This window comes from Dyella telluris (assembly GCF_014297575.1).
Taxonomy (GTDB): Bacteria; Pseudomonadota; Gammaproteobacteria; order Xanthomonadales; family Rhodanobacteraceae; genus Dyella; species Dyella telluris.
Genome location: NZ_CP060412.1, coordinates 4,520,968 through 4,540,291, shown reverse-complemented (window position 1 = coordinate 4,540,291; position 19,324 = coordinate 4,520,968). Strand labels below are relative to the sequence as shown.

The window sequence follows — 19,324 nt, the reverse complement described above, 5'->3', positions numbered from 1 at the left end:
CGGCATTCAAAGCCTCACGTCGAAACTGGAGCGGCCAGGCACCGCTTTGGCGGGCGAACCGACATAGACCTTCCCCGGCTCCGTGTCGCGATGGACCAGCGCGCCGGAGCCGATCACGTTGTCCGCAGCAACGGTCACGTGATCATTGAACGTGGTATTGACACCGATGAAGCTGCTTTCGCCCACGACGCAGTAACCCGATATGACGGCATGGGAGGCGACAAAGACGTGGTCGCAGATCACCGTGCGGTGGCCGACATGGTTGCCGCTCCACAGGATGCAGTTGTTGCCGATGCGAACGAAGGGCTGGATCACGTTGTTCTCGAAGATGAAGCTGTTTTCACCTATCTCGGCGTTGCGCCACACGAACGCCCGCGAGCTGACGTAGGTCGCGAACCGGTAGCCGCGCGCCTTGGCGTCCAGGTAGAAGCGCGTGCGCAGCCGGTTGAGATCGCTCGCCGGAATGGCGACGAACAGCTCGACCTCCGACGGTGGATAGGCCGACTCCAGCGTTTCGTAGGACACCACCGGCCTGCCGGCCAGCTCCGCCTGGCTCAGGTACTGGCTTTCGACGCTGAAAGCGACCACCTCGTAGTCGCTGTCATGCTCGAAATACTCGCAGGCGATCTGCGCCAGCTCCCCTGCCCCGATCAGGACTAGACGCTTTGGCATGCCACCAGCTCCGTCGGATAGGTGACGCCCTTCACCTCGCGCAAGAAGGTGTCGTAATCGGTGATGTAGTCCGCCGGGTCGTACAGATGATCCGCGAGCACCATGAGCACGCAGTCGTCGCTGAAGTCATACAGCTCGCGCCACACCATGTCGCCGAGCAACAGGCCCTGGGATGGATCATCGAGCACCACCCGGACCGGCCCGGAGCCGTCGTCCAGCAGGATGGTCACTGATCCGCGCACCGCCACGGCGAGCTGCCTCAGGTGCCGGTGCGCGTGCTTGCCACGGTGCACGTCGCGCTCCGTGGCGAAGATGTAGTACACCCGCCGGATCACGAAAGGGACATTGATGTCTTGTTCCAGCGCAATGAGCATTCCGCCGTGGTCGCCGTGCATCTGCAGTTGAACGCGTTCGATTTCCATGCTCTTGGCCCGGCATGTGGAGTGGTCGCAAAGGACCTTTTGCACTGAGTGCCGGCAGCCGCGCCGAAGGTTGCATGACGTCCGCACAGCGCCCGCCACTCGCCGCGCAACCTTTCTTCGTGACCCCGGTACTCACGCGCATAGGTCAGGCCGGCTTCTGCAGATCTCTTTCCCGCGGCGAACTGCCGCCGGATGCATGCGGACCGGACGAATCTCCAGGCATGGTGCAGAGGCGCTTACATGGATTGGCAGAACAAGAACCCGCCAGCGAACACGACCGATACATCCAAGGGTGGGACGGCCGCCGATGTCGCCGCCGACAACCTGCCGATGCGCCCGCGGGCGCTGGTGATCACGCATTGGCTGACCGCATTGCTTCTTGCGCTGGCCGTTGCCGTCATCCTGATTCGCGACCAGGTGGATGGACGCGCATGGCGGCTGTGGCTGCTGGAGGGTCATCGCCACCTGGGGTTGCTGATCCTGCTGTTGTTTTTCATACGCGCAGGACTGCGCTACCGGCTGGGCAAGTGGCCCCCGGCCGGGGACACCTCGGCCTTGGTCAGGTTTGCGGCGGGCAGCACCCACTTCGCCCTGTACGCCCTACTGCTGGTGCAACCGCTGCTCGGCTGGACGCTCAGCAGCGCCGAGGGCAAACCTGTGCATTTCTTTGGCCTCACTTTGCCGGCGCTGGTCGGCAGTGACGAGGACCTCGCCGACCGGCTCACCGAGTGGCACGAGGGCGTCGCCTGGCTGCTACTTGCCCTGATTGCACTGCATGTGGGCGCGGCACTTTGGCATCACTTCATTCTGCGCGACCGCACGCTTCGCATGATGCTGGCCAGGCGCCGCCGGTGATGTGCACGCCGACTCCCGCTCGGCTGCCCCGGGAAAACAAGGAGACATCATGCTTGCTTCGCTGAACCGCCATTGGCTCGTCGTCACGCCTTATGCCGTGATGGCGATGTTGCTTGTGCTTGCAAGTGGAGGCGCACGCGCGGTGCCGGCCTATGCCCGGCAGACCGGCTCCGCCTGTGCGGACTGTCACGCCGGCGCCTATGGGCCTGCGCTGACCCCCTACGGCATACGCTTCAAGCTCAATGGCTACACCGATACGGATGGCCAGGGTGTCAAGATCCCGCTGGCCGCCCAACTGGTCGGAACCCATACCGTACCGGAGCGTGGCGACAACACGACCCAGCTGACCGAGGCGGACATCTACCTCGCCGGTCGCATCAATGATCATCTCGGCGGCTTCGTAAAGGTCGAGACCGACAACAATGGCAAGGACCAGTTCAGCACCCGGCTCAGCAACCTTGACCTGCGTTTTGTCGCCAAGGACCTGAAGATCGCCGGCAAGGACACCATCGTCGGGGTGAGCATCAACAACAGCCCCGGGTTCGACGACCCTATTGGCGTGTTGCCGAATGCATCGACCCTCGGCCCTCCGGCGATCTCCGGCACGTTGCTGAACCTCTCCAGCCCCAACTCGCTCTACAACCGTGTGATCGGCGGCGGGGTCTATGCGCTGTATGCAGACAACTGGTACGGCGAGCTCGGCACCTATAACAGCATGCCGACCTCCGTGCAGGACCACCTTGGCTATAACGAGGCCGGCGACCCGGGACACCTGAGCGACACCGGCTACGCCCGCTTTGCCTACATGAAGGACATGAAGCGGCAGTTCTTCTCGCTGGGCGTCGTGGCGCTCAGCACAACGCGTCGCCTGCCCCGCAACGCGCCCGGCGACGATATTTTCGACCTCGGTTATGACCTGACCTATCAGTTCCTGGGCAACCGCGATCACATCGTGCAGGTCAGTTACGTGAATATTCTTGAGCAACGCGACTACGGCAGCACGCCGACCATCAATGGCGTGGTGGCCAAGCCGCACGGCAGCGCACGCGATCGCACGCTCAGCCTGACCTACACGTTCCTGCAGAGTTATGCCCTGCAGCTTGCCCACCTGGTAAGCACCGGCACCGAGGACCCCGCGCGCTATCCGCCCTATGGCAAACCGGACAGCACCGCCAACCTGATCAGCCTGTACTGGACACCGTTCGGCAAGGATGGCTCGTTCACCTCCAAGGCGAACCTGAAGATTGCCGCCACCTGGTTCCGGTTCACGCGCTTCAATGGCACAAGCAACAACATTTTCGGCGCGCCACCGGGTGCACCGATGCTTCGCGCCAGCGACCTCGATGCCTTCACCTTGAGCGCAAGCGTTGCGTTCTGACACCCCCTGGAGCCTGGACGTGACACATCCCCTGCTGGAGAGAGCGGCGCGCTGCGCCCTGATGACCATGCTGACCTTCGGCGCCTTGCACGCGCCTCTTGCACGCGCAGGCGACCCGGCCGCCGGGGCGGATGTGTTTCGCCAGGAGTGCGCCGAGTGCCATACCACGCGGGAGGGCCACAACAAGAAGGGACCCAGCCTGTTCGGCATCGTGGGGCGCCACGCGGGCAGCCTCACTGATTACAAGTACACCGACGCGCTCAAGAATGCCGACTGGGTATGGACCGACGAAAAGCTTCATTGGTACCTCTCACAACCAGCCAGGCAGGCGAACCCGGGCACCCGCATGAAGTACTCCGGACTGGATGACGCCAGGCAGCTGGACGATCTCATTGCCTACCTGCAATCGAATCATTGATGCCCGGCTTGTGCGCTACATGTACAGCGTCTGCCGCGCCAATTAACCTAAGGCTACGCAGACGCAACCCAGTGCGGGGACTCACATTGCACGGCGACACCTCCGCTCGCGACGGCAAGACCCATCCGCCCGCTGCGCTTTCAGGCCAGCGCAGCGAGCTTGCGCTCAGGAGGCAATGCCGGTGAGTTGCGGCCTCCTTCGAAGCGGTCGCACTGGCGCATCCTGGTGCAGCACGGGCTTCGTTACGTTGCTCACCAGCACCTGCCTGGTGGCCACGGTGCATGCGCAGGCGGCAAATGTCAGCGGCACGGTCGCGCTGAGCTCGCAACTCGTCGACCGCGGCCTGGCGATCACACCCGACACCGCCATTCTCCAGGGCGCGGCTGCCTGGACGCTTCCGTCGGGGTGGGCTTTCGGTGTCGCCGCCAGTACCGAGATTCGGGACGCCGCGCCCCTGGCCGAGGCCTTCGCCGAGGCCTCCCGCACCTGGCGGATCACTCCCGACTGGCGGTTCGCGGCCGGCCTTGCCTATTACGACTACCCGGGCCGCGGGAATGGCGCCTTCAACCGTGCCGAAGGCAGCGCAAGCTGGATCTACCGCGACGTACTGACCCTGGCCGTTGCTGCGCTCGCGCCCACGGGAGGGGACCAGCACGGCGTGCGGGGCGCAGCCGACATGAACTTCCACTGGCCCCTGCCCGGGCAGTTCGCCCTCTCCGCGGGCGCGGGCTATGCCCAGGCCCAGGTGCCTTATTACCGGACCTATGCCGACGAATACGGCAGCCACCGCTACCGCCACGGCGACCGCATAAACTCCTATGGATACGGGCACCTGGGCCTGATCTGGGGGCAAGGGGCGTGGCGAATCGAGGTGGATCGCGTCTTTGTCGATGCCGCCATCCGCCAGGCCAACCTGGCTGCGTCGCCCTGGGTGGCGACCATGTCCTGGTCCTTTTGAGCCCCGCCGCAACCTTATGACCCGGATCGGGCACCAACGGCATAACACCCTGCCTTCGTCACCGCCATGAAAGATGCCGACATCGATGCTGACGAAACGGACCGCCTGCTGCTTCAGCGCATGGCGGCGGAGGATCGCGCCGCGCTGGCAACGCTCTACCGCGCGTACCACAGCCGGCTGTGCCGGTTCCTCTCGAGGCTGACGCGCCGCGGGGACATCATCGAGGAGGTCATCAATGACTGCTTCTGGATCGTCTGGCAGAAGGCCGGTTCGTTCCATGGCGACTCTCGCGTCTCCACCTGGATCATCGGCATTGCGTACCGGTGTGGCCTGAAGGCCTTGCGCCAGCGGGGCGATGAGCCAGTGAATGAGGAAAGCCTGCCCGAAGACCGCGTCCCGGCTTTCGACCCCAGCGAAGACCGCGAACTGCGCGACTGGCTGGGCAAGGCCATGGAACGCCTGTCGGCGGACCAGCGCATCGTGGTGGAACTTGTGTATGGCGTGGGCCACACGCTGGAAGACGTCGCCGCCATCATGCAGTGCCCGGTGGGCACGGTGAAGGCGCGACTGTTCCATGCAAGGGTGAAGCTGCGCAACGTACTGCCAGCCCTGGCTGGCGACCAACTCACGCAGAAAGAGAACCGCGTGCCATGAAGTTGACCAAAGACACCGACAAGGACTGCGCCAAGGCCTGGGAAGCCATGCCCTGGGTACTGCAGGACACCGCGCCCGAAGAGCAGAGCCTGTGGCTGACCGAACACCTGGCCTGCTGCGAAGCCTGTCGCGAGGAATTTGCGCAGCAGAGCCGGCTGCGGCTTGCACTGGCGTTGCCAACCGCGATCCAGCTCAACCCCGACGCGGGCCTGAAGCGGCTCTTGTCACGGCTGGACACCATCGAGGCTGAAACACCGGCAGCTCCGGTACGCGCAGGCAGCTGGGTGACGCGCGCCCTGGTGGCCGCCGTGCTCGCACAGGCCGTGGGCATCGGCATCCTCGGCATGGAGCTGTGGTCGGAACACGGCGAGCGAGCCTCCTACCGCACACTGAGCGACCCCGCACCAGCCGCTGCCTTGACCGGCGCGATCCGCGTCGTGCCCGACGCAAGCATGAAACTCGCCGACTGGAATGCCTTGCTGCACTCATTGCAGCTCGACGTAGTCAACGGCCCCAACGACGTGGGCGCGTATACCGTGGTGCCGACACACGGCTCCACGACCGGGGACGCCTTGCGGCAGCTGCGCGCCACGCATGGCATCCGCCTGGCTGAACAGGTCGCGCCCGGCTCATGAAGCACGCCGTGCTGCTCGCACTGCTGAGCGTGGCCCTGTTGGGCGCATGCACGCCATTGCGCAAGGATCAGCCCACGCAGACCGTAGCCAGCCAGCGCTCCGTCGCCGCCATGGACAGCGGACGCGACATCGTGCTCGCCGTTACCAACCCGCAGGATCCACCGCCCTCCCACGCCGGCTCCACCATGCTCGGCTATGTGAGCAGCGCCAACTATGGTGCCGGGCAGCGGGCCATCTCCGAGCTCAAGGCCATGCGCGAGCATTACGGCTGGCGCGAAGTGACGGGCTGGCCCATCAAGGCGCTGAGCGTGTACTGCATCGTTCTGGAACCGCCGCCGGGCATGTCCCGTGACGACCTGCTCGCCGCCTTGTCCAAGGATGACCGGGTAGCACTGGCGCAACCACTGCAGGACTACAACGTGTACTCGGCGCCCGCGCCACAGGCCCACGAGTACAACGACCCCTATGCCAACCTGCAGCGCGGCTTCGTGGAAACCGAAGCGCCGGCGGCACACACCATCAGCCAGGGCGACCACGTACACATCGCCATTGTCGATACCGGCGCGGATCTCTCGCACCCTGACCTGCAAGGCCGCATCCACGACACCACCAATGAGGTCGACGACAATGCGCCGGCCTTCAGCCGCGACCCCCACGGCACGGAAGTCGCCGGCATCATCGGCGCCATCGGTGACAACCACGTGGGCATCGTCGGCATGGCGCCCCGCTCCCGCATCAGCCTCTACAAGGCCTGCTGGTATCCGGCCAACAGCCCGGATGGCGCGCGCTGCAATTCGTTCACGCTCGCCAAGGCCATGGCGGGCATCCTCGACACCGACGCGCGCATCATCAATCTCAGCCTTGGCGGGCCAGCGGATCCCCTGCTGGACAAGCTTCTCAGGCAACTGCTGGAACAACAGCGGATCGTCGTTGCAGCCATGCCGCCCGACGGAAGTCGTGCCGGCTTTCCCGACAGTGTTCCCGGCGTCATCGTGGTGCGGGTCAGCAACGCCGCGCCGGCGCCAGCCGGGGTATTGAGCGCGCCCGGCAAAGACATACTCACGACGCAACCCGGCGGCGGATACGACTTCACGTCCGGTTCCTCCATGGCTGCCGCACACGTGAGCGGCATCATTGCTCTGCTGCTGTCGCTTGCACCGGACCTCGATGCGCGCAGCGTTCATGATCTTCTGCTGGACAGCAGCAAGATGGTGGGCGGCGCGCCCCAGGTCGACGCGGCCGCGGCCATCCGTGAGCTGCGCGACGCCCGCAGCGCCTCTCATCGCTGACATCCCTTCATCGACACCGACGTGAAGCAGATCGCCGAGCCACTCACCCTGATGCCCGATGTCGCGGCCGACCCCGAACGTGGCGGCCCGCTCGAATGGGTCGGCATGGAGGGGATCATCACGCCCCTACGTATCGATGCCGGGCGCGGATCCACCTTGCAGGTCATGGCCCGCGTGGACGCCTTCGTCAACCTGGTCCGGACAGACCGGCGTGGCATCCACATGTCTCGCCTCTATCGGCTGATCGACGAGCGACTAGGCGCGGAGACGCTGGGAACCACGGCCCTGCAGCGACTGCTGCAGGAATTCCTTGATTCGCAGCACGAACTGGCGGACCGCGCGCGGCTGCGCCTTCAGTTCGACCAGCCCGTGCGACGCAGGGCGTTGCGTAGCCAGCATGAGGGCTGGCGTGTTTACCCCATGGCCATCGAGGCAACGCTCTGCCATGACGGCCTGGACATGTCACTGGAAACCCAGGTTACCTACTCCTCCACTTGCCCTGCCTCAGCCGCGCTGTCACGACAGGTCATCACCGAACACTTTGCCCGTCGCTTTCCGTCACCCACGCCCGTGCCGCGCGACACCGCGCTCGCCTGGCTCAACAGCGAGCAAGGCGTGGCGGCCACACCACACGCCCAGCGCAGCGTGGCCAACATCTGGGCGCAGCTAGCCCGGTGTGCCGCCTTCGATGCCATCCATCTGGTCGACCGGATTGAAACGGCGCTCGGCACGCCTGTGCAGTCCATCGTCAAGCGGGAAGACGAACAGGCATTCGCGCTGGCCAATGGTCGCAACCTGATGTTCTGCGAAGACGCCGCGCGCCGGATCCAGCGCGTTCTGGATACGGAAGGCGGGATCGCCGACTATCGGGTGCGCGTCGAACACCAGGAAAGCCTGCACCCGCACAATGCGGTGGCGTACGCCAGGAAGGGGATCGACTCGGAAGACGCCCCATGGGATCGAACCGGGCCCTGAGGACATGCGCGGGGCCTGACGACGGCTGTGCTCCTGTCCGCGAAAACGCGTTATTGACTGGATGCCTGGGCGTCGCCCATGGCCGGCATGTCCGTTTACGTTAGGATGACGAAAACAGCGTTTGATGCTCCAGACCCGGTAGGAGGTCGCGATTTATGACGACAATGTCGATCCGAACGCCTGATGACTGGCATGTCCATCTACGCGACGGCGCGCAGCTCGAGCAGACCGTCGCCGCTACGGCCCGCAGCTTTGCGCGGGCCATCGTGATGCCGAACCTGGTTCCTCCCGTTTGTACGGTGGAGGCTGCTCGCGAATACCGGAACCGAATTCGTGCCGCGACCCCGGTGGGAGCCTCGTTTGAGCCCCTCATGACCTGCTATCTCACGAACGATACCGATCCTGACGAAGTAGCGACGGGTTACGCTTCCGGTGTCTTTGCCGCATGCAAGCTCTACCCGGCGCATGCCACGACCAACTCAAGCCACGGCGTGACGGACGTCCGGCGGATCCACCCCGTACTGGCCACCATGGAACGTATCGGGATGCCGCTGCTTATTCACGGCGAAGTGACCGACGCCGCCGTGGATGTGTTCGATCGCGAAGCGATCTTCATTGAACGCGTGCTCTCACCTATCGTGCGGGACTTCCCGGGACTTAAAGTGGTGCTGGAGCACATCACCACCGCCGAGGCAGCTGACTTTATCCGAGAGTCTCGCGACCAGGTCGCCGCAACCATTACGCCGCACCACCTGCTGATCAATCGCAATGCGATGTTTCAAGGCGGATTTCGCCCGCACGCTTACTGTCTGCCAGTGGCCAAGCGCGAAAAACACCGCGTCGCGCTGCGCCAGGCGGCGACCTCTGGCTCACCGCGTTTTTTCCTCGGCACGGACTCCGCGCCCCATCCGCGCGCCATGAAGGAAGCGGCCTGCGGTTGCGCGGGGATATTCAATGCACCCGTTGCCCTGGAAGTCTACGCACAGGTATTCGAAGAGGAAGGCGCACTTAACCGCCTTGAAGCCTTTGCTTCGGAGCATGGGCCCCGATTCTATGGCCTTCCCCTCAATGCCGGCCGGGTCACGTTGACGCGCAGTCCGTGGCAGGTTCCCGATGTCATTGAAGTCGGCGGACAGCCCGTGGTGCCCTTCCTCGCTGGAGAAACTCTGGCGTGGCGCCTGGACACGAATCAGGTTCACCACTCGCCTGAAGTCTCGCAGCGTTAAGTCGTTCTTGCGCCATCTGGCGACTGACCGATAGGTGCAGACTGCGCACGCCATGAGCGCCCCTGCCCTGCACCCTGAACTCAAGGGACATCTGCACTGCGGGCAACGTCAGGACGCACCTTCTGGATTACCGCAAAGCCATCCCTGGCCATGGGGCTGCCCTGATTCCCGTTACTTGACGGGGGTGACGTCGTAAGGGTTGGCATGCAGTGCATTCGTGACGTACTCGATGGCAAGCTGCGCGCGAACGCTGTTCCCGGCCTCATCCAGCCGCGGCGAGAACGCACCAATGCCGAATCGTCCAGGTGAAATGGCGATGACACCACCGCCTACACCACTCTTCGCCGGCAAGCCCGTCTTGACCAGCCATTTGCCGGAGTCGTCGTACAGCCCGGCCGTTGCCATGACCGCCATGACGTTCTCTGCCTGCTCCGCGGTGATCACTGCCTTGTGCGTCACCGGGTTGGTGCCACCGTTGGCCAGCGTCGCGGCCATGGCTGCCAGGTTCTTGGCATCGACACCCACGGAACACTGTTCCGTATAGATATCGGTTGCGCGATCGGGATCTTCCTTGATGCGGCCGTAAGCAAACATCAGCTTGCCGATGGCCTGGTTGCGCTGGTTCGTGGCTGCCTCGGATTTATAGACTTCATCCAGCACCGTCAACTTGGTGCCAGCGAAGTCATTATAGATGCCGATGATCTTCGACCAGATCTCTTCGCGATTTTTCCCTTGCACCATCGAGGTGGTTGCAATGGCCCCGGGGTTCACGAAGGGATTCATCTCCTTGCCCTTGTGCGTTTCAATCGCCTCGATGGAATTGAACACGTCGCCGGTTGCATCGACACCGATGTTGTCCTCCACCGCCTTCAGGCCGGACTCCTTGATGACCTGGGCGAGCGTGAACACCTTGGAGATGGATTGCATCGAAAACTTCTGATCCACGTCGCCAGCGGTGTAGACATGTCCGTCCACGGTAACCAGGGAGATGCCGAACAATTCCGATGGCATCTTGCCCAGGATCGGAATGTAGGTGGCGTTGGCGCCTGTACGATCATCCTTGAACTTGGCGTATGCCTCATTGAGTGCCGCCTGGATCTGCTGCGGGCTGAATTTCTCGGTTTGTAGATTGGCCGATGTGTCGGCGAAAGCGACATTGTCGACCGTCACCCAGGAACCGCTGAGCAATAGCGTCAAAGCCATGCCAAGCGTCGAAGATACTTTCTTCATAATCCACCTCGCGTGTCAGCGTGAGTTACGGATTGCTCGAGAAACTGTACTTGACGGAAATCTGCAAACGACTGTCATTGCCGGACTGGCCGTTCTTCGTGACCAGCGAACCCCAGAGGAATTCGCCACCCACCAACAGGGCCTTGAAAGGTGAGTACAAAAGGTTGACCGATGCGTACTGGCCCTTGCGGAAGGCAGTTCCCTCCTGGAAAGGCGTATTGGTGACGCTGGTCTGGCTATACCCGATGGAACTGGTCCACTGGTCGTTCCAGCCGTGGTCGAAATACGCAACCAGGCCTGTCAGTGGGACGGTCTTGGCAATCGGTGCGTCCTGGACGCCACCGGGCGCCAGATCCGTCCCGCCGTCATTCATGTAGCTGGCGATGCCTTTGCCGTGAACGCCCGCAAGGATCAGCTGGCTGGCACTGCCAAACTTGATGTTGCCCGTCAGGTTGACGCCCCAACCTGTTTCGTCGCCTTTGGGCCGATTATCGGGCGTACCCAGCCCTTGATAGCCGACATCCCGGAGTACGGTCGCCACCTGCACGTGCCCCCAGTTGCCGTCGTATCGATAGTGGGCAGTCAGATCGGGAACCTTTTCCCTTGAGGTGATCTGGCTGGCGAGTTCCGGATCGATCTGTCGAATCTGGCCAGGGTCGATATCGTTCCCGGGCTGCTCGATGGCCACGGCAAAGCTGTGCCCGCCCCATGCATGTCCCCAACGCAACTGGGGATTGCGGATGAACACCATGCCATTGGGGCCCCAGTAGTCGATCACGTTGGGGAACGAGTCGCCATCCATGAAGACGCTGTTGGTTTGACCGGCAAGCCAGTCGCCCCACGATCCATAGGCCTTGCGCAGCCTGAAGGTGGTCTGCCCCGCATTGTCGCCCGTGCCGAACATGTCGAATTCAAACTGTGTCTGCAGCACGTCGTCGCCCAGGGGAGTGCTCGACTTCACGCCGAAGCGACTCTGGCGAACGCTGAGCACCGATTGCCCGTTGGCGCCGGCCGCGCCGGAGACAGTCGGGATCTTCGACGGCCTCAGGGTTGCGTCCCAGGCCTGGTCCACCCGCTTGAAGTCCTGGATGTAGTCAAGCTGGGCAAAGCCGTAGACTTCAAACTTGCTCTTTTCGACCGCCTCGGCAACGCCACCCTTGGATTCGGGTGGAGCCGCCTGCGTGGCAACGGCTTCGTTCTTCGGTTGTGTCGTCGCCACCGTTCCCTGGGCGGGCGCGGAAGGCGTCGCTTTCTGCTGAAGCATGCCCTTGAGCTCGTCGATCTCTCTCTGTTGAGCTTCGATGGTTCGCTTCATGGAATCCAATTGCGCCTGTGTCTGGGCATCCGTCGCGTGACCACGCTCAGGCGTGGTCAGGAGCAGAGCACCCATCACAAGCGCTGGCACACAACCACTGGCAGTTCGATTCATGGCTTCCTCCGGGAAGTAGTAGCACCCGACGATTCAAATCACCTCTTCCGCTGCAACTGGCCGACGATCAGTACTCAGCCCGATAGCAACATGGCGAAATAGCCCATCACCGTCAGCAGAACGCCGGACACTGCATAGCCGACCGGAAAGCCAATCCAGGGCACATTGCTGCCAATCTCCACTGCTGCCTCGCGGCAGGGTCCCGAATGGCTCCTCGCACCGGCGACGCCACCCATCAGAACGGCCGGATTGATCTTGAACAGGTGCAGGCCAATCGCCCAGACAACGAACGGCGGGACGGAGCACGCGACAAAACCGACGAGGAAAATCTTCAGTGCGAGCATTCCCGTCAGCTGCGACAGAAGCGACGAGCCCGCATTGATGCCAACAATGGCCACGAAGACGACCAGGCCAAGATCTTCCAGTACATTGCGGGCCGCGCTAGGCGTGTTACCGAAAAAGCGCAACCGGGACGACAGCGAAGAGACGATCACGCCTGACACCAGCAGTCCCCCGGCCGCGCCAAGGCCAACCTTCGCCCCGAACGCGGGGAATTCGATCATGCCGATCAAGAGACCGAGGATCATGCCTAGCGAAAGGGTCAACAGGTCGGTGGCGACACTGGCGCGAACGACTCGGCCAATCAGCTCGCCGGCGCGCTGGACGGCGAACGGCATGCCCACCACGGTCAGGATATCCATCCGCTGCAATTTGATATCCGGCACGATGGGCAGTGGCGCCGAGCCGCGCTCCAGTTTCACCAGGCCCAGGTGATTGGCGGCGACCTCGGCGCGTAGTTCGCCCAGGGTCTTGCCGACGATCGCCTTGTTGGTCACCAGGATCTCGCCCTGGTCCAACGGAACATCAAGGGTCATGCGATCGGAGATCTCCGGCCCCAGCAGACCCATCTTCTGGGTCAAGGCTTCCTGCTTTCCGCCCAGTGCAATGTAATCGCCGGCCATCAGGCGAAGATCGTCGTCCGCGCCTATCGATTGCCCCTGTCGGACCACATTGATGATCTTGTATTCGTCATTGTCCGCAAGAAACTCGCGGATCGATTTTCCAATCACGGCTGTGTTTTCCAGCCGGTAAGCGCGCAAGGAACCCATGCGCCAACCCGTCAAGGTTTGCGTGTCGGTGCTGGTAACCCCGTGCTCCTTCTCGTACTCGGCCGCCGCCACCCTGGCATCGATACCCCACCATTTGGGCAGGTATTTGGTGATCAGGACGATACCTATGGTTCCCCACACGTAGGTGATGCCATAGGACAGCGCGATCATCGCGGAAACCTTCTCGACGGATGTCCCGTCGGGCAGTGTCACGGCGCCTGCCGTAACCGCCTGCTGTGCCGTTCCGATGGCGGCAGACATCGTCTGCGACCCCGCAAGCATGCCACCCGCGGCGCCAAGCGGCAGCGAAAGCCACCGGCAACCGGCCACCACGATAAGCAGGCCAACCGCGCAGCTGATCAGCGAAAGAACGGTGAAGCGGAGACCATCCTTGCCGAGACTGTTGACGAATGAAGGCCCCACCCGCAGCCCGACGCCGTACATGAACAAGTAATAGAAGAGCAGCTTGGTGAAATCATTCAGCTGCAGGGTAACCTGATACAGAGAAGCCCAAACGGCCAGCGCGGTGCCGATCACAATGGCCGCCGCCACCATGCCCAGGCCGTAGCCCTTCACGGAGATGCGTCCGACAGCGACGGACAGCCCTACGGTAAGAAACAGGAGGAGGTAAGGATTTCTTGCAAGAAATTCGAAGAATGATGCCATTGCGCGATCCTTTTCCAGAGCATGAGCCACAGCGTCGGCATGCCACGCAGGCGTGCCGACGCACAGGATGTCGTCGCCTTCAACGCTTCTTCTTTGCGGCCGGCTTGGTGGAGACGGGAGGCGTCTTGCTCGCTTCCCGATGCTCGCCATCGACCTTGATCAACTTCAGGCCCTGCTCGTGGTTGTATCCGTGGATCTCTTTCACATCGAGCTTGCGCATGAAGTCGATGATCCCCTGCGTGATCACCTGCCCCGGCACCATGATGGGAAAGCCCGGGGGATAAGGGATGACGAAGTTCGCCGACACCATTTCGGGGCCGGAAGCCAGCCGCTTTTCGACCTGGCAGTCGAACAGGGGCAAGTGTTCACACTTGGCCGCGTCATAGGCATCGAAAAAGGCCGTACGCATATCCCCTTCCAGCGTGCCTTCGCCGGATTGCTTCCGATAGCGAGGATGGAAGCAACTGAAGTCAGGCAGGTCCGGCACGTCATGCATCAACGAGTTGACGTGACGATCGAATGACGCGCGCTCAGCGCCGGAGCCATCCTTGAATTTGCTCTCCAGGCCCGCGCAGATCTCCAGAAGCACGCGGACCAGCAGGGCTACGTCACTGCGTGTGTTGTTGATGTTCGATTGCAGCAGCACGCTGTTTCGGGAGGTCTTGTTGAGCTGAATGCCGTACTTGTCGGCCAGAAGCATCTTGAAGCTCGTGCCGTCGAACCCCGCGGTGCCACACACCACGGTCATGCGGGTGGGGTCAAGGCAGAACTCGTCGTTGGATATGCCCTGCATCTGGTGAGACCACGACGCGCCGGGCTCGAGGTAACGCGCGAAGCCCGACTCCCGGAATGAAGCGGGAATGAGGTCACCCGGATCGAGGGCGCGGAAGTATTTGGAGATGATGGGATGGGTGTTGATCTGCCGGCGAATCTCCAGCGCGATCTCGATGGCGTTCATCACCAGCCCGTAGCCTTCCAGCTCCATCTGGCGCCGTGCGACATCCAGGCTGGCAATCAGCTGCTGATTGGGACTGGTCGATGCATGCGTGAATACGGCCTCGTGGAACTGTTCCTCTACCGAATGGAAATCCACGTCGTGCACCAGAATCATCGAGCCCTGGCGAATCGCCGACATGGACTTGTGCGTGGAGTTGGTCTGGTAGACGCGCAGGCGAACCTTTCTCGGGTCGGGAACAAGACGCGTGGAAAGCAGGGTCTCGTCTGAAGGGTTATCGCCAAGCTTGGCCTGCTGGGCTTCGTAGGCTTTGATCGCCTCCGGGCTCTGAAGGTACCGCTCCAACGCATCGGCCGCGCCCATGGCAGTGCGCGGGCGCAGAAAGGGGGACCAATGGGCAAAACCAAACCACGCCTCATCCCACAGGAAGATCAGGTCGGGCTTTATCGCCAGGCACTCTTCCATGACGCGACGCGTGTTGTAGATATGGCCGTCAAAGGTGCAATTGGTCAGATCCACGATGCGCACGCGGTCAAGTCGACCGGCCGCCTTCAGGTCCAGCAGCGCCTTCTTGATCGTTGCGATGGGAACGGCACCGTACATCGAGTACTCGGCCAGCGGGTACGCTTCGACGTAATAAGGCTGTGCACCGGATAGAACGCAGCCGTAATGATGCGATTTGTGGCAATTGCGATCGATCACCGCAATATCGCCCGGCGCCAGGAGCGCCTGAATCACCATCTTGTTGCTGGTGGACGTTCCATTGGTAACGAAGAACACCTTGTCGGCGCCAAAGGCTCTTGCCGCCAGATCCTGTGCCTTCTTGATGTTGCCGGTGGGTTCCAGAAGGCTGTCCAGGCCGCCCGTCGTTGCCGAGCTTTCGGCCAGAAAGAGATTTGGGCCATAGAACTCGCCCATGTCGCTGATCCATGCCGACTTGAAAACCGCCTTCCCTCGCGCAATCGGAAGCGCGTGGAAGGTAGCCACGGGCTTTCGCGCGTATTCCTTGAGATTGTCGAAGAAAGGCGTCTGGTAGCGATCCCGGATGCCCTCGAGAATGGACAGGTGGAGTTCGAGCGGCTCTTCGACCTGGTAAAAGATGCGCCGCACGCACGACGCGACCGGATCGCCTGCCAGTCGCTCCACGAAGCGGTCCGTCAGCAGGAATACATCGACTTCCGGGCGAACGCGCTTTATCAGCTCGGCCAGGCGCAGCGAAATGGCTTCTTCATTTGATTCGTCTTTGTCCAGGCCAAAGGCATTCAGCAAGCCACGAAGTTGCGGGACATCCGTGGCAGATCGGAACGCGAAGCCCTCGTACAGGACGACCGAGAGAATTTGAGGATTCAGGAAAATGGCGCAAAGAGCATCCTCAAAGCTGCCCACGACGACGGGCTCGTAGACAAACTCGTCCTCAGGCCGGCGTATGCGGCGCATCTGGCTGGTCAGATAGCCCCAGCGGGATGCCTCGAACGGTGTGACGACCAGCGTTTCAAAATACGGACGTTGCGACGACTGTCCACCCAGCACGCTGGAAAGTCGATCGGTGGGCGGATCCAGCACATCCTCGTGTACATCCCACTCGGCACTATCGTGCCGGTAGCTTCCGGAAATGATCGCCGTGGAGATGCGCCGCGCCAGGAAATAGAAAGCCTTTGGATCATCTTCCTGCAGGCGCGCCTTCAAGGCCTCCAGGAGCTTCGCGCCGGGATAGGCGAAGAGTGACTCGACCGGCTCCATGCTGGCGATGGCCTGGGCGAGCTCGGCACGAAGGTTGCCGCTGCCCTTGCCTGTCTTCCAGCGCCTTGCCGCCGCGAGCAGTTCCATCCATAGATCCGCGCGTAATGACGGCGGGTTGAAAATATGGCGGGCTTCCCGATCCGTGATATCTCCGAGCGACATACGACTTTCTCCGTGGAAAGTGACATGTTTCAGAAGTGCAACAGACCGCTCAGGGGTAACCTCACCCGCAGCGAAACCCACGGTTTAGCCGGTAACCCGACCGCCATGGGTTTTTCCCTCTACCCGAGGGGTATTCAACGTTGGTGTGCCCCTTTCAAAAAAGTATGCGAGGGCGCCCCATGACCCACAAGAGAGGAAATGCTTAGGCGCTTTCTCGTACATCTACGGAATTGTCCGACCTCGCGATGGACGTCCATTTCCGATGGGACGGCACTCTTACCAAGGCCTCCGGCACCCGAGGATGTCGAGAGCAAACGGCGCGGAAGACGCGCCCGTATCCACACGTAAAATTGCGGCTGCGCGGGTGGCATTACCCGTTGAACATCAGGTTTGCGTCGGGCCGCATGACCCATGCACGCCATGTTTCGCCCACCCGCTTATTACCCGGCCTCAATGGCTTGATTCGCGCTCGCGTAAGGATGGCGCAAGGAGTCCGGTCCACATGCAACGGAACGGCTGCCGTGGCTTTGGGGACAAGGATGGCCGGCCGCATAATCGCCGCTCACCGGCAAATGTCGTACATGCTCCAAGCCCCGCAAACAGCAACGCACTGAGCTTCAGTGAGCACCTGAAAGGCGCCAGCCCCACGCGGATTGCATGGAACTGGCGCCCTGCCCGTTACCAGCGCATGCGGAACCCGACGGTGCCGTTGAACGCATGCGAGTTGCCGAAGTTCGACAAGCCGGTCTGTGCCTGCAGTTCGCCGTACACCGAGTAACGGCCGCCCGCCCAGTCCAGCGAACCACCCAGGCCGAATCCGCCCCACCAGCGTTCATTGCGGGTGCTGAAATCGGTACCCGACACATCCACCTGCGTGCCGCGCTGGAAGTTGTCGTAGACGTTGACGATGGCGTACAGATGCGTAAGCACCGCCCCGGACGCACCCTGTCGTGCAGTGAGGTAGTCGAAGGTGGAGCCGACGCGCGCCGTGCCCGCGGTGCCCTTCTGCTGGGACACATGCGTACCGTAGGTATCGTCGAAGCTGTCAAACGCCGCCCTGCCCCAGCTGACCTGCGCCTGCGGCACCAGCGACCAGCGGTCATTCAGCGCGAAGCGTTGACCCACTTCCACGCCGGCGGCGTAGCCATCGGCCTTGTTGTCGTCGCGCAGCACCTGGCCCAGCGAGTTGGAGTGCAGGTCGGAACTGAAGCGCAGCCAGCGCACCTGGCCATCGGCGTAGAAGCCGTTGTCGGCGTACCAGGTCAGCGCGCCGCCTACGCCATAGGCGCTGGTGTTGATGCGACCGTCGCCATAGGCCGAGCTCACGTCGGAGTTGATGTGGTTGTACTGCAGCGACCCGCTCGCCACCAGTTTGCCTGCGGCGCTGTCGGAGAGCATCGCATCCAGGCCCACTTCCGACTTCCAGTTCGACATGTCGTAGTTGGTGCCACTGGTGCTCGTTTCCGGCCTGAAGGTCTGGTCACCGCCCCGCACGCGCACCCACGCGCCCTCGCCCGGTGTCATGCCGTCGCCGGACTGGCCACCCGCCCACTGGCGATTGCCGGTGCGCTGGAACAGCGTATCGAGCGTATTGGCCTGCTGCAGGATGCCGGCGTACGCCTCATACAGCGGCACGCCCGGCTGATACAGCGGCGCCGTGTTGTTGCCGGAAGGATCGCCACCGCCATTGCCCGTATCGGAACCACCACCCGTGTTCGAGCCGCCGCCGGCGTTGGAGTCGCCGCCCGTATCGGTGCCACCGCCCGGCGAGGTCGGTGGATCGGTAAGCGCCGAACGCAGATACCAGTTGCCGTCCGCCGTATCCGCGCTGCCTTGGTAGAGGCGATACGCATACGCGCCGGCAATCACGGCCTGCTGGCCCTGGAACACGTAGTCGCCCTTGAGCGAGAACGTGGCGTTGGAGGTGCCCTGCACGTCGATCAGCTTGATGCCCTGCGTGGTGGCCGCACCCGCGCCACCGACGTTGGTGACGTGCACCAGCGCATCGCCCGAGGTGTTGCCCGCCACCACCAGCATGTCGGTGGCCGAATCGTCGCCACCCAAGGCCGTGTTGAAGTTCAGCGTGCCGCCCTGGCCGACATAGTCGCCCTGCACGGTCAGCGTGGTGCCCGGCGTGCTGCCGAAGTTGATCGTGCCGGCATGGGTCAGCGAGGCCACGCGCTGCGAATAGCCACCAAGATCCAGCGTCGCGCCGCTCTGCACATCGAACGCGGCATGGCGGTGACCCGCCTGTTCTACACGCCATTTTCATCTGGCCATGAGCGAGTCGCCTCTGGATTGCCCAGGCGATCAGTCAGATTTTTCCGTAGTACTACGCAACGGATTGATGGAGTTTTACGGATTCGAAAATACGTCTCGAAAGCGCAAGCTATCACGAGATGAAATATGGAAATTTACGCATGGAAAATGCTCCCTTGCATCGCGCGAATGCGCCCTGCACGCCGCCATGGCTGGCCAAGCCGCATCGCTTCGTCACAAGAAAATCCGCTCGCCACCGGCAAGAGGGGCCCTTTTCAAGCACCGTTGCCAC

At 62.5% G+C, this 19,324-nt stretch carries 16 protein-coding genes; 9 read left to right on the top strand and 7 right to left on the bottom strand.

Features of this window, described 5'->3' with window-relative positions; translation table 11 throughout:
* Nucleotides 1–6: 6 nt before the first annotated feature.
* A complete protein-coding gene (locus tag H8F01_RS19930; RefSeq protein ID WP_187056748.1) occupies nucleotides 7–672 on the bottom strand; it encodes an acetyltransferase in 666 nt (221 codons plus the stop codon).
* Nucleotides 657–1,094, bottom strand: a complete 438-nt coding sequence (locus H8F01_RS19925) for a sugar 3,4-ketoisomerase (protein WP_187056747.1) — start codon at nucleotides 1,092–1,094, stop codon at nucleotides 657–659. Before H8F01_RS19925 ends, H8F01_RS19930 begins: the two co-directional genes overlap by 16 nt.
* A gap of 240 nt (nucleotides 1,095–1,334) precedes the next feature.
* On the opposite strand from H8F01_RS19925, the gene H8F01_RS19920 reads away from it, so the two are divergent.
* The 9 genes from H8F01_RS19920 (at nucleotide 1,335) to pyrC (ending at nucleotide 9,482) form a co-directional block, all read left to right on the top strand.
* Entirely contained in the window at nucleotides 1,335–1,949 is a 615-nt protein-coding gene (locus H8F01_RS19920; RefSeq protein WP_187056746.1) for a cytochrome b, read from the top strand.
* 49 nt (nucleotides 1,950–1,998) lie between these two features.
* Complete coding sequence (locus H8F01_RS19915; RefSeq protein ID WP_187056745.1) at nucleotides 1,999–3,327, top strand: cytochrome C; 1,329 nt, start codon at nucleotides 1,999–2,001, stop codon at nucleotides 3,325–3,327.
* A 61-nt stretch (nucleotides 3,328–3,388) separates the two neighbouring features.
* Complete coding sequence (locus tag H8F01_RS19910) at nucleotides 3,389–3,745, top strand: c-type cytochrome (RefSeq protein ID WP_187059397.1); 357 nt, start codon at nucleotides 3,389–3,391, stop codon at nucleotides 3,743–3,745.
* Between the two features lie 247 nt (nucleotides 3,746–3,992).
* Nucleotides 3,993–4,703: a TorF family putative porin gene (locus tag H8F01_RS19905; protein WP_187056744.1), complete on the top strand. Its 711-nt coding sequence runs from the start codon at nucleotides 3,993–3,995 to the stop codon at nucleotides 4,701–4,703.
* Between the two features lie 66 nt (nucleotides 4,704–4,769).
* On the top strand, nucleotides 4,770–5,357 hold the full coding sequence (locus H8F01_RS19900) for an RNA polymerase sigma factor (protein WP_187056743.1): 588 nt from the start codon (nucleotides 4,770–4,772) through the stop codon (nucleotides 5,355–5,357).
* The gene (locus H8F01_RS19895; RefSeq protein ID WP_187056742.1) at nucleotides 5,354–5,992 is read left to right on the top strand and encodes an anti-sigma factor; all 639 of its coding nucleotides are present in this window, start codon (nucleotides 5,354–5,356) and stop codon (nucleotides 5,990–5,992) included. Before H8F01_RS19900 ends, H8F01_RS19895 begins: the two co-directional genes overlap by 4 nt.
* Nucleotides 5,989–7,281, top strand: a complete 1,293-nt coding sequence (locus tag H8F01_RS19890; RefSeq protein WP_187056741.1) for a S8 family serine peptidase — start codon at nucleotides 5,989–5,991, stop codon at nucleotides 7,279–7,281. The genes H8F01_RS19895 and H8F01_RS19890 overlap by 4 nt, the downstream gene beginning before the upstream one ends.
* A 21-nt stretch (nucleotides 7,282–7,302) precedes the next feature.
* The gene (gene folE2, locus H8F01_RS19885) at nucleotides 7,303–8,256 is read left to right on the top strand and encodes a GTP cyclohydrolase FolE2 (RefSeq protein ID WP_238481068.1); all 954 of its coding nucleotides are present in this window, start codon (nucleotides 7,303–7,305) and stop codon (nucleotides 8,254–8,256) included.
* A 155-nt stretch (nucleotides 8,257–8,411) separates the two neighbouring features.
* Complete coding sequence (gene pyrC / locus H8F01_RS19880; RefSeq protein WP_187056740.1) at nucleotides 8,412–9,482, top strand: dihydroorotase; 1,071 nt, start codon at nucleotides 8,412–8,414, stop codon at nucleotides 9,480–9,482.
* Nucleotides 9,483–9,653: 171 nt separating this feature from the next.
* Here pyrC and glsA read toward each other — a convergent pair whose 3' ends face one another.
* The 5 genes from glsA to H8F01_RS19855 form a co-directional block, all read right to left on the bottom strand.
* Nucleotides 9,654–10,712 (bottom strand): glutaminase A, encoded by a 1,059-nt coding sequence (gene glsA, locus H8F01_RS19875; protein WP_222615690.1) that lies wholly within the window; start codon nucleotides 10,710–10,712, stop codon nucleotides 9,654–9,656.
* A 25-nt stretch (nucleotides 10,713–10,737) separates the two neighbouring features.
* Nucleotides 10,738–12,141, bottom strand: coding sequence for a DcaP family trimeric outer membrane transporter (locus H8F01_RS19870; RefSeq protein ID WP_222615689.1), 1,404 nt, complete (start codon nucleotides 12,139–12,141; stop codon nucleotides 10,738–10,740).
* A 74-nt stretch (nucleotides 12,142–12,215) separates the two neighbouring features.
* On the bottom strand, nucleotides 12,216–13,916 hold the full coding sequence (locus H8F01_RS19865; protein WP_187056739.1) for an aspartate:alanine exchanger family transporter: 1,701 nt from the start codon (nucleotides 13,914–13,916) through the stop codon (nucleotides 12,216–12,218).
* A 79-nt stretch (nucleotides 13,917–13,995) separates the two neighbouring features.
* Nucleotides 13,996–16,773 (bottom strand): aminotransferase class I/II-fold pyridoxal phosphate-dependent enzyme, encoded by a 2,778-nt coding sequence (locus H8F01_RS19860; protein WP_187056738.1) that lies wholly within the window; start codon nucleotides 16,771–16,773, stop codon nucleotides 13,996–13,998.
* A 678-nt stretch (nucleotides 16,774–17,451) separates the two neighbouring features.
* Nucleotides 17,452–18,996 carry an autotransporter family protein gene (locus H8F01_RS19855; RefSeq protein WP_187056737.1) on the bottom strand — a complete coding sequence of 515 codons (1,545 nt, stop codon included), beginning with the start codon at nucleotides 18,994–18,996 and terminating at the stop codon, nucleotides 17,452–17,454.
* Nucleotides 18,997–19,324 lie beyond the last annotated feature (328 nt).